Source organism: Psychrobacter sp. H25, assembly GCF_059076335.1.
This window is the reverse complement of the sequence record NZ_JCACRV010000001.1, coordinates 2,550,220-2,563,082: the sequence shown is the minus strand read 5'-3', so window position 1 is coordinate 2,563,082 and position 12,863 is coordinate 2,550,220. Positions and strand designations below refer to the sequence as shown.

The window sequence follows — 12,863 nt, the reverse complement described above, 5'->3', positions numbered from 1 at the left end:
GCAAGGCTACTCTTTTTAGTTGATAAGCGAGATAGATGACTATTAAAACAGATCATACAGCACATAGATTGCTCACAAACATGCTAGCAGTTGAACCTCCATTTACAAAGCATTAATCAAAAAAAACGCCTTTTGCCTATTAAAGACAAAAAACGTTCAATTATGAACCAAAGCCATAAGTGGCTAAGCTTAGGTAAATATAACTACACTTCCAAAAAGTCTAGGATACCTTCCGCTGCCTGACGACCTTCCCAAATCGCCGTGACGACCAAATCAGAACCGCGAACCATATCGCCCCCAGCAAAGATCTTTGGATTTTTGGTTTGGAACTTGTAAGGCTGCTCTTCAAGAGCCAGTACAAGACCATTGAGATCCATTTCAACCTCATAACCTTCAAACCAATCAGCAGGACTGGGTCTAAAGCCGAATGCCATAATGACCGCATCACATGGGATAATCTCTTCAGAGTTAGGAATGGGCTCAGGACGCCTACGACCGCGGTTATCTGGCTCACCTAAGTGAGTCGTCACGACCTTAACCCCATTAACCTTACCATTTAAGCCAATGATTTCGGTAGGCTGACGGTTGAATAAAAACTCAACGCCTTCTTCACGTGCATTGACTACTTCGCGGCGTGAGCCAGGCATATTTTCTTCATCACGGCGATAGGCACAGACCACTTGTTCAGCACCTTGGCGAATACTGGTACGGTTACAGTCCATCGCTGTATCGCCGCCGCCTAGTACCACCACTCTTTTGCCCTTGAAGTCGATATACTCTTCGGCATCTTTTTCCCAGTCATTGCAACGGTTTACATTGGCAATCAAGTAATCTAGCGCATCATAAACGCCTGTCAGCTCTTCACCTGCAAAGCCGCCGCGCATATACGTGTATGTTCCCATACCCATAAAGACCGCGTCATACTCAGCCAATAGCTCGTCAATAGTGACGTCAGTGCCGATCTCAGTCTCTAAGCGGAACTCCATACCCATGTCTTCAAAGATCACACGGCGATTGCGCATGACGTCTTTTTCCATTTTAAACTCAGGAATACCAAAAGTCAGCAAACCACCAATCTCAGGACGCTTATCAAAGACGACAGGTTTGACGCCATTTCTGACCAAAATATCTGCACAGCCAAGACCCGCTGGTCCTGCACCAATGACCGCGACTTTTTTGTCTGTCCAAACGACTTCAGACATATCTGGACGCCAGCCCAATGCAAACGCAGTATCGTTAATGTATTTTTCTACATTGCCGATAGTCACGGCACCAAAGCCATCATTCAGCGTACAAGCGCCCTCACACAAACGATCTTGAGGGCAAACACGACCACAAACTTCAGGCAACGTATTGGTACGGTGGCAGAGTTCAGCTGCTTGAAAGATCTGTCCTTCGGTGGCCAGTTTTAGCCAGTTAGGGATATAGTTATGGACTGGACATTTCCACTCACAGTAAGGGTTACCACATTCAAGGCAACGATGCGACTGCTGTGCAACGGCTTCGTTTTCGAACGGTTTATAAATTTCGACAAACTCTGTTGAACGTGTGGCAATGTCTTTTTTGGTGGGATCAAAACGAGGTACATCTAAAAACTGAAAATTATTTTCTAAGCGTTTTGCCATGGTGCTATCTCTTTTATCTAAGGTTCTTTTATAGTGAGCGGCGACCATCAGCAATGTCTCATTTATCTGCTACCCTATTTGGGTTAACACTGAGACTTATGATGTACTGTGGTCGCTTACCTGCTAAAAACCTGTGAGTTAAACGTCTCTAAAAACGGAACGCTGGCTAACCTAATCAAAACTATCGATACTCTATGCCTACCAAGTAGCGATCATAAAGTCATAAATAGCAAATGATCGTTACTGAGTAAGCATTACAGATCGACTACTGAGGATCTGCCATAGTGGTTTTGAGGAGGCTTGCGATATTTGCCGCTTTTGGCTTCACCAAATAGAACTTACGAACGTAATGTTCAAAGTCATCTAGTATGGTCTGGCCCCATGCGCTACCTGTTTTTTCTACGTGAGTCTCAATCACTTGTTGCAAGTGAATACGATGCTCTTCGGTTTGCTCGCTTGAGATACGGTTGAGATCGATCAGCTCATGGTTACAGCGATCAAAGAAATCTCCTTCCATATCGAGTACATAAGCAAAACCACCGGTCATACCAGCACCAAAGTTGAGGCCAGTACGTCCAAGGATAGTCACGATACCGCCTGTCATGTATTCACAGCAATGATCACCTGTGCCTTCGATGACAGCATGCGTACCTGAGTTACGTACCCCAAAACGCTCACCTGCTGTACCAGCAGCATATAGCTTACCGCCTGTTGCCCCGTATAGGCAGGTATTACCAATGATGGCGGTTTCTTGTGCTGTAAAGTTCGAATTTTTTGGCGGGTAAATAACAATCTCACCGCCTGCCATACCTTTACCGACATAGTCATTGGCATCGCCTTCAAGCTCAATATTCAGACCGCCCGCATTCCATACACCCAAGCTCTGACCTGCTGTACCAGTAAGACGAAGCTTGATCGGCATATCACTCATGCCAAGGTTGCCCCATACTTGTGCAATCTCACCAGAGATACGAGCACCGATAGAGCGGTCACAGTTACCAACGAAATAGTTGTAATCACCGCCTGAACCTTGGCGAATATTCACAATCATATCGCTAATCATCTGTTCAGCAAGTAACCCTTTATCAAATGGCTCGTTACGCTCCACTTGACACGTCTGGGCTTTGCCCACACTAGCTGGATGACTAAATAGCAATGGGGTCAAATCAAGATGGCGCTGCTTTTCAGTATTGCCTTCTAAAATATCGAGCAAGTCAGTACGACCGACCAGCTCTTCCATACTACGAACCCCTAGCGCTGCTAACCATTCGCGTGTTTCGGTCGCCACAAACTTAAAGAAGTTAATCAGCATTTCTGCTTCGCCAATGAAATGCTCATCACGCAGTTTGGCTTTTTGGGTAGCTACGCCTGTTGGGCAGTTGTTCAAATGACAGATACGTAGGTATTTACAACCAACCGCAATCATCGGCGTGGTACCAAAACCAAAGCTTTCTGCACCAAGAATAGCGGCCTTGACGACATCCAGTCCTGTTTTTAAGCCACCATCAGTCTGAACACGTACCTTATCACGTAATCCATTCACTCGTAGAGACTGATGAGTCTCAGCCAGACCCAGCTCCCATGGTGAGCCTGCATGGTGGATAGACGATAGCGGAGACGCTGCTGTACCACCATCATAACCTGAGATAGTAATCAGATCGGCATAGGCTTTTGCAACGCCCGTTGCGATTGTTCCCACACCTGGACGCGACACCAATTTAACTGATACTAATGCGTCTGGATTGACTTGTTTTAAATCAAAAATCAACTGCGCCAAGTCTTCGATAGAGTAAATATCGTGATGCGGCGGCGGTGAGATCAGTGTCACTCCTGGCACCGAATAACGTAAACGTGCAATCAGCGCGTTTACTTTACCACCAGGCAGCTGTCCACCTTCACCTGGCTTAGCGCCTTGAGCAACTTTAATCTGCATCACCTCAGCTGAGCGTAGATAGGCAGGCGTCACGCCAAAACGACCAGAGGCAACTTGCTTGATTTTTGAGTTGCGCAGCGTACCGTAACGCGCAGGATCTTCGCCGCCTTCACCAGAGTTTGAGCGCCCACCGATGGTATTCATAGCCATCGCGATTGACTCGTGCGCTTCAGGAGATAGCGCGCCTAACGACATACCAGCTGAATCAAAACGGGTTAAAATCTCAGAGATATCCTCTACATCATTGACATCAATACTGTTGTCAGTTTTGAGTTGCAACAAATCACGTAACGTCGCAACCGGACGGCTATTGACCAGATTGGCATAATTCTGATAGTTCTCATAATCACCTGTACGTACTGCTGTATGTAGGCTGTTGATCACATCAGGGTTAAAAGCATGGTACTCTTTGTTAAAGACAAACTTGAGCAAGCCACCCTGATCTAGTGGTGCACGGCGCTTAAATGCATTGGCAGCCAGTTGCGCTTGGTCAGCAGCAAGATCTGCAAAGGTAGCGCCTTTGATACGGCTTTGTACGCCTTTAAAGCATAGATTTACCACTTCTTCTGATAGACCAACTGCTTCAAACAGCTGTGCCCCGCGATAAGAGACAATGGTAGAGATACCCATTTTCGAAAGGATTTTTAGTAAGCCTTTATCCAGGCCTTTACGGAAATTGACGCGTGCTTGGATCGGATCACCAAGCAGCTCACCAGTAGCAACCAAGTCATCAATGACATCATATGCTAGGTATGGATACACACAGGTTGCACCAAAGCCAATCAATACTGCTATTTGATGCGAGTCACGAGCAAGACCTGTCTCAATCACTAAGTTGGCATCGGTACGAATACCCTGAGCGATAAGGTAATGGTGTACGGCGCCAGTAACCATAATAGCGTTGGCCGGTACTTTGTCTGCATCGATATCTCTATCAGATAAGACAATCAACGTATGACCTGAGCGGATGTTATCTGCCACTTCCTCACAAATAGCGACGATAGCATCAGATAGCTCCAGAGTACGGTCATAGTTTAGATCAATACGGGCCATCTTAAACGCTGGATCATCCAGTTTTTCAAGCTGCTGCATCTTGCTGGCTGACAAAACTGGTGACGACAAGATAATACGGTGCGCGTCTCTCGCTGATGGTGCAAATACGTTAGTCTCAGCACCTAAGCATGTCTGCAATGACATCACAATAGATTCACGGAGTGGATCGATTGGTGGGTTGGTTACCTGAGCAAACTGCTGACGGAAAAAATCACCGACATGGCGAATTTGCTGTGACAACACTGCCATTGGCGTGTCATCACCCATCGAGCCAACTGGTTCCTGACCGTTTTCGGCATTGGGGCGAATGATTTCTGTACGCTCTTCATTGGTGATGTGGTACATCTTCTGTAAGGCTTTTAACTTGTCACCGCGGCACGATTGCGTGGCCAAAGTTTCTTCTAAGCGCTCATCATCACGAACACGCGTCGCCTCTTCACGTAACCACCTACGGTACGGATGTGCGTTTTTCAGTAAGTTTGCAATGGCTGTGGTATCCATCACTTGACCTGTTAGCGTATCGATTACTAGCATCTGACCAGGCCCAACACGGCCTTTTGCCAATACGTCCGTTGGCTCATAATCCCAAACGCCAACCTCTGAGGCAACAGTGATATAGCCATTTTTGGTAGTTACCCAACGTGACGGACGTAGACCGTTTCTATCAAGCATACAAACGGCATAACGACCATCTTGAATCACGAGTCCTGCTGGACCATCCCACGCTTCCATATGCTGCGAGTAAAACTCATAAAACGCGCGTAAGTCCATGTCCATACTATCGACATTCTGCCATGCAGGTGGCACCAAAATCGACATTGCATGGAACAGATTCATACCACCAGACATTAGCACTTCAAGCATATTGTCTAAGCTTGATGAGTCAGAGCCTGTACTATTTACAAGTGGTGTCAGCTCATTCAAGTTAGGCAGTTTATCTGATTTGAGTTTTGGCGTACGTGCTTTAGACCAGTTGCGGTTACCTGTGATGGTGTTCAATTCGCCATTATGGGCAAGGTAACGGAATGGCTGTGCCAATGGCCAGCGCGGCAATGTATTGGTGGAGAAACGCTGATGGAACACAACGATATGTGACGCCAGGCGCTCATCTTGTAAATCTAAAAAGAATGCTGGTAGATCTGAAGGCATCACCAGACCTTTATAGATAATTGTCTGGCAACTCAATGAACAGACATAAAACAGCTCGTCGTCAGCCAAGCGCTGCTCTGCTTTTTTGCGTGCGACAAACAGCTTACGATTAAAGTCATCCGCAGCCAAATCATCTGGCGCGTTGACGAATACTTGCTTAAAGTCTGGCAACGTTTCACGGCCAATATCACCGACGATGCTCAAATCAAGTGGCACATCGCGCCAGCCAGCTACTTCTAATCCTTGGGCTTTAATCTCATCGCTTAGCACTTGCTGGCTATGTTTGGCTTTATCATCGTCCAAATTGACGAACACCATACCAACAGCAAAATTATCTGTGATTGCAAATTGCTGCTCATGGGCAATCTGTTTAAAAAAGTCGGTAGGCGTTGCTAATAGCAGGCCACAACCATCACCAGTTCTACCATCAGCTGCTACGCCGCCGCGGTGTGTCATACAACTTAAACTATGAATGGCGGTTTTTACCAAGTCATGGCTGGCTTGACCTTCAATATGAGCAATCAGACCAAAACCGCAATTATCAGAAAAATCATCTGGCGTGGCCAGGTGTGTTTGCGAGGAAATCATCGACATAGCTTGTCCTTTTAAGTAGACGGGCAACTTACACCTCCAATGCGGAATATAAGCTGGTACCCGTAGGCAGAACGGGCTGATAATGGATATTCGGGTTTTCTCGAATTAGTAAATGGCGCGAGGCTCAATAGACATCATGCTCTAGCAGCAAGTAAACCCCTGACCCTCCTGGTCATTAGATAATGTCGTGACATATGCTTCATATATTAATAGACAGTAAGTAGCAGCCCTTGGCAACGGGGTAACTTATACTCCTAAATGCCAGTTACTTACTCATTAATATCTTATGTCATTCGTTTAAGCATCGTTTGTTATGTTGTCATGTCTAGCAATGAAGGCTGGACATCTGACCATTTAATAACCGTGCATTTGGTTCGTTTTGAATATCTGACGCTCTGTATTCAAGCGCTTTATTCACCCTAAAAAGAGTGATAATAAGAGAGGTTGCGTCACTTACGATAACTTTATTGTAGATGGCAAGTAGCCGCGCTTGAGACAACAAATTATAGTTACAAAACCAAAAAAACCTTGGATTTATAACTAAATGATTGTTTAATAAACAGTTTTTACGATAACTATACAGAACGTCGCCCACAGTTATATTAGTTAATGATTCACAAAAAATCTAGTCTTTTCTGTCGATTCATCAGCCATAATTTGTAAGAAGACTTATTACTATTGGTTATAGGATAGACAACAACGCTATTAAAAATTTAATGTAATAAGACCATATAAGGCTTCGCTGCGTTGATATATATCAGTTTATCTCCGTTGATATCTCTTTTAAATTATTCAGACCTACTATTAGCAACCTAGAAAATAGCACAAAAAAACCCACTAGCTATTTGGCTAGTGGGTTCTATAAGCAACGACAAATAAAGATCAGTTGCTTTTATCTTCTATCAGTGTCTTTATGCTATCACTGTTATTTTTAGGTGCGTTTGTGCTAGCAGGTTTATTGGTAGCGTTTGAGCTGTTACTGGTGCCAGTATTAGCTGTGCTTGGTGGTTTTGGTGCAGGTACGACTGGTGGTTTTTTACTAGTCGTATTGTTTTCAGGTGCTGGCGTTACTGGCTTTTTGTTGTCCTGTTTTGGTTTATTGGCATCATTTTCAGTTTTTGCTGGTGCTTCAGGAGTAGACTGTGGCTCTCCTCCAACGGTACGCTCTTCAGTAACGGATAGCGTGGCTGAGGTATCGACTGACTGGCGGATGCTTTCTTCTGTACTGCGGCTACTACTAGCGGTACTCTGACTGCTTTGACTAGACCCGCTATCGGTAGCTTGATTGTTACTAGTATTATTGACTGCTTGAGCCTGCTGACGTGCTGGTACTTCACGTTTAGTCGGCTTAAGATTCACAGCCCGCGTACGCTTGGTACTCAAGTCTTTTACTGGATCAGGGCGTTCGTAGTTATCGATAATACTGACATATCGATTGATCTCTTCTGGCAGCACTCGCACATTAGCAGGTAGCTTAAAATCTACCAATTTAGATGCGCCTGCCGCTTCTTGTGGACTACTCATCAGTCCATAAGTCAACATATAACGGATTTGTTTTTCTTCATCAAGGTAGCGAAAATAAGCAAACTTATCACGATCCGCACGGCCTTCAAGATAGCTGACAATCACATCATTCTCAGCAACGTTCATCACCTGCACGGTCCACTTGCCTTTATTAGCGAGTAAGTAACGCTTATCCTTGAACTCATCAGGATAGTTACGTAAATCACGGACAGTTGCATCAAAACTGATTGGCTGCACATCCGTATCAAGCTCATGTAGCGACTCGATCTGCAATGGCTGTTCAAACTCTTCTGCTAGCATTTGCGGCACTGATACCGGCTCGTTTTCGATTTTGGCACCCATTGCTGGTGTCTGACTGAGCATCCACACTAGGGCGGTAACAACGCCCAACAGCAGCGTCACTACTAGCCAAATCAATGCTTGACGACTGTGTGACTGCCTAGCGGTACGCGTCGTCGATTTTGATGCTGCCATGGAGATATCCTTGGTAAAAACACATTTAAGAGGAGTGTAGAAATACTCATTCTAGCAGAGGTGCCGTCAGTAACCTTAATAACCTCAGTACTTATCAAAAACGCTCATCAAAAGTGTTTACCAACGCTTGATATAAACAACTGATCGCTAAGATTTTGATAAACTATGCGCTATGTTGTGATAACACTTCAGATAACAGTGCCGAATCGAAATCATTAGTTAACACCGCACTGCCTATTGATTTTAACAAAATCAGCCTGATTTGTCCGTGTTTGACTTTTTTGTCGTGACCCATTAAATTCAGAGCCGTTTGTGCATCAATTGCAGGCGGCGTAATTGGCAAATTACCTAGAATTAGAACGCGTCTAATGCGTGCAACATCATCATGGGTCAACCAACCGATTTTTTGGGATAATTCAGCAGCTTGCATCATGCCAGCGGCTACTGCCTCACCGTGTAACCAATTGCCATAACCTTGATGAGTCTCTATCACATGACCAAAGGTATGTCCAAAGTTAAGCAATGCACGTACACCGGATTCTCTTTCATCTTGCGCTACGACATCTGCTTTGTATTGGCAGCAGCGCTTCACGGCTTCACCAAGCACAGCCAAATCTAGTGCCATCATCGCTGGCAAATTCTCTTCAAGCCATACCAAAAATGCATCGTCCATAATAAGCGCATATTTGATGATTTCAGCAACGCCTGCCGATAGCTCACGCGCAGGTAAGGTTTTGAGCGTACTCATGTCTGCAAGCACCATCTGCGGCTGCCAGAACGCGCCAATCATGTTTTTGCCTTGTGCATGATTGATACCCGTCTTACCCCCGACACTAGAATCAACTTGTGATAATAGTGTTGTTGGAATTTGGATAAAGTTCACTCCTCGCATAAAACTGGCTGCAGCAAAACCTGTCATATCACCAATCACGCCGCCGCCAAGCGCAATAAGTGTGACGTCACGATTGAAGTGCTCTGTCATTAGTGCATCATAGATCTTATCAATGCTTTGCTGGTTCTTGTATTGCTCACCATCTGGCAACACACAAACCTTTACTGTGAATTGCTCTGCCAGCTCGTCTTCCAATGCTTTTAGGTACAGGGGGGCGACCGTATCATTGGTGACAATTAATACTTGGCGACCACTGATATAAGGGGCAATCTGTTTTGCCATACTACTGTTTTCTACCTCAGCATCTTCAGTAATAACAATTGGATAGTCATGGCTCTGAGCGTGAACAGTTAGGCGATCATGAAATAGTGATGCTGTCATGAGACACTCCTTAAGCATTTTTATTAGGGTAAAAGTAACTGAATTGACAGGTCGATACTATTGTTAACAGTTAAAATTATTAAAAATTAACATCTATAATATCGACCTATTTCTCATTATCTGTCAGCGATGCATCAGTACAGTCAAAAAACGTGGTTAGCTGCTGCAATAACTGATTGACCATATGGCGTGGGTAGGTGTGACCAGTGGGCATAATAATATGCGAAACCTGACGATATAATGGGTCACGAATGCTATATAGCTCTTGCAAGATTTTTCTGGGATTAGGCTGTTGTAGGAGTGGTCGCGATTTGTCTTTAGCAGTGCGTGCCATTTGTACATCAACGGGTGCATTTAGATAAACCACAATGCCACGTTGTTTTAAAAACGCTCGGTTTTCGGCACACATGACCGCACCACCGCCTGTCGCTAATACGATTTGGGGCGTTTGAGTCAATTCATCAATGGCACGTGTTTCACGCTCACGGAAACCTGCTTCGCCTTCTTTGGCAAATATCCAAGCAATATCGGCACCTGTTTGCGATTCAATATACCAATCGCTATCTACAAAAGTTCGACCCAGTTGCTTGGCAAGCAATTTGCCAATCGTTGTCTTCCCTGCTCCCATCGGTCCCACTAAAAACACCGACGGCAATTCCTGCACCATAATACTCACTCAGCTAAATTAGCTATGATACAACGTCATTGATATTCTGGCTAGTAATGCGCCATGATTATTGTCAGTAATATTTAGAGCGTCCTGCCCATTAGCCAATGTAGGTATATCGCAATCTTAGAGATATTTGATTCGCGCACAAAAAAAGCAAGCACGATGGCTTGCTTTTTAACTAAGGCGCAATAGATAGACGGTTAGTTCAGACGACTAGTACCATCATTGATCAGTTTTGGTGTGATAAAGATGAGTAGCTCTTCCTTGTTGTTATTACGGACATCTCTACGGAATGCGCGACCGATGTATGGTAAATCACCTAAGAAAGGCACTTTGTCTACATTATTGTTGGTACGGTTTCTAAATATTCCGCCCAGTACAACCGTTTGACCATCTTCGATAGTGACGTTGGTTGATATAGAGTCTTCATTGATAGCAACGATGCCATTAGTGAACACTGGCGTGCCGTTGGTGATAAGCAACTGCAAGCCAATCTTACCATCAGGTGTGATGTTCGGTGTGGCCTCCAAGCTCAATGCTGCTTCTCTGAAGCTGGTCGTAGTTGCACCGCTAGCTGAGGCTTCCTGATAAGGAATCTGTGTACCAGAAGAGACTTTCGCGGTTTGCTTATCAGCGGTCAACACTTTCGGCGTAGAAATGACCTCACCGCGATTGTCTGCTTGCAAGGCGGACAGTTCAAGGTCGAGCATGTAATCAGAAATATTTAGTAAGCCAAAGGCAATGCTGCCAGCCGCATTATCAATACCCAAATCCACATTGAGGTTGTCAGGACTAGTGATATCATAAGAAGGGTAAGAAACCGTTTGTCCGTTAATTGTCGTGGTTTCTATATCAAAATCTTTAAGATCTGCTAACGTCTGATTACTACCACCAACCAATAAGTTACGGTTAGTAGCTGCGCCACTAGACAAGATACCCCAGCTTACGCCAATCTCTTTACTGAAAGTATCAGTGGCGCTCACGATACGCGCTTCAATCATGACTTGTCGAACAGGAATATCGATTTTACTGATTAATTTGTGGATATTCTCAATGCTATCCGCCACGTCTTTAATGATGAGTGTGTTGGTACGCTCATCAATCGTTACCGTGCCACGACTGGATAATAACGTATTGTTGTCATCTACTCGATTTGACAGACTACTGTTGTTATTCGATGCGCCGCTGCCTTGAGAAATAAGTGTTAAGACATCTTGTGCTTTTGCATAGCTCAGACGAATATATTCAGTACGGAGCGGTGCATAAGATTGAACCGCTTGTTGTGCTTCTAGCTCACGAGCTTCTTGCTCTGCAAGCTCTGTAGAAGGCGCGACCAAAATGACATTACCGTTTTCGCGCTTACCTAAATTTTTACTTTTTAAGATAATATCAAGCGCTTGATCCCAAGGTACATTAATCAGACGCAACGTAATATTACCAGCGACTGAATCGCTAGCCACAACATTCATCTCAGTAAACTGCGCTAAGATATCTAGAACACTACGAATTTCAACGTCTTGAAACTCCATAGACAACGGCTCGCCGCTATATACTCTTTCTTCAAGCGTCGGCTCACGTAGCAGCTCAGGCCTATTGATACTGATATTTAATTGATTGCCTGACTGGTAAGCTTGATATTCGTAGTCCTCAGTCATGTTGATAGTGACAACACCATTTTGACCTTGGTTTTTTGTATCAATACTACTAACCAGACCACTATTAATATTTAATCGACGCAACAGGTTTCTAGGAACCGTACTGCCCGTTAGGCGTACCACAAGCTTGTTACCCTGACGCTGTACGTCCACTGGGATGGCTTCATTGGCCAGTACCATACTGACGTTGCCACCACCGTCACTACCTGCCGAAAAATTGACCGCGCTTAGACCGTCATAACTGTACTGTCTACTTACTTGTGAGGAAGCGAGCTGCGGATTTAGTAGTGGATTAACTCTTACCACCATCGTGTCGGCTGGCACTTCGTTTTTTACTACTGTGGTACTGGTTGTTTGGACAGCCGCCACAGGAGTAGCACTCGTCTCGACAATTGGTGTCACGACTGCCGTGGTGGTTATACCATTGTTGTTATTAAGGACATCTTGTATAGGGTCATCAGTTACCACTGGGCGGTTAGGATCAGTAATCGTCAATAGTAGATCATTACCCTCAATCGCTGTGGTGTAATTTCCTGACTGTTTGAGACCAACGATAAGGCGCGTTGTGCTATCGCTACTCAACGTGGTGACATCGTTGACCATACCAATATTGTATTCGTTAAAGCGACTAGTAAGACCGTTTTGCACTTGTTCAAAATCTAGTACTAAGCGGCTAGGATCATCAAGTTGGTAGGCTGCCGGCAATACAGGTAGTCCTGCAAACCCCAAACGCATTTGTGTCACTGCTGGTGCCGTTTGTACCACAGAGACATTATTGATACGCTGAGCCGCATGAGCGCTACTGCTTACTGCTACCATGCTCACTGCCAATGCTGAAATGGCAAAAGCAGAAGAAACGCGGTTACTCATCGTCATTACCTTGTTATTGCGTACTGTCATTATTTATTCCTCA

At 44.8% G+C, this 12,863-nt stretch carries 6 protein-coding genes; all 6 read right to left on the bottom strand.

The genetic code is table 11. The features are described 5' to 3' along the window. Positions 1-203 precede the first annotated feature (203 nt). The 6 genes from AC5JPO_RS10455 to AC5JPO_RS10430 all read right to left on the bottom strand — a co-directional run bounded on the left by AC5JPO_RS10455 (position 204) and on the right by AC5JPO_RS10430 (position 12,850). Positions 204-1,625 carry an FAD-dependent oxidoreductase gene (locus AC5JPO_RS10455; RefSeq protein WP_319050978.1) on the bottom strand — a complete coding sequence of 474 codons (1,422 nt, stop codon included), beginning with the start codon at positions 1,623-1,625 and terminating at the stop codon, positions 204-206. A gap of 265 nt (positions 1,626-1,890) precedes the next feature. Continuing rightward, entirely contained in the window at positions 1,891-6,354 is a 4,464-nt protein-coding gene (gene gltB / locus AC5JPO_RS10450; protein ID WP_443525580.1) for a glutamate synthase large subunit, read from the bottom strand. Positions 6,355-7,236: 882 nt separating this feature from the next. After that, a complete protein-coding gene (locus tag AC5JPO_RS10445) occupies positions 7,237-8,352 on the bottom strand; it encodes a hypothetical protein (RefSeq protein WP_443525579.1) in 1,116 nt (371 codons plus the stop codon). Between the two features lie 163 nt (positions 8,353-8,515). After that, complete coding sequence (gene aroB / locus AC5JPO_RS10440) at positions 8,516-9,625, bottom strand: 3-dehydroquinate synthase (protein ID WP_493853931.1); 1,110 nt, start codon at positions 9,623-9,625, stop codon at positions 8,516-8,518. Between the two features lie 106 nt (positions 9,626-9,731). Then, the gene (gene aroK, locus AC5JPO_RS10435) at positions 9,732-10,292 is read right to left on the bottom strand and encodes a shikimate kinase AroK (RefSeq protein WP_443525576.1); all 561 of its coding nucleotides are present in this window, start codon (positions 10,290-10,292) and stop codon (positions 9,732-9,734) included. A 203-nt stretch (positions 10,293-10,495) separates the two neighbouring features. Next, the gene (locus AC5JPO_RS10430) at positions 10,496-12,850 is read right to left on the bottom strand and encodes a type IV pilus secretin PilQ (RefSeq protein ID WP_443525574.1); all 2,355 of its coding nucleotides are present in this window, start codon (positions 12,848-12,850) and stop codon (positions 10,496-10,498) included. Positions 12,851-12,863 lie beyond the last annotated feature (13 nt).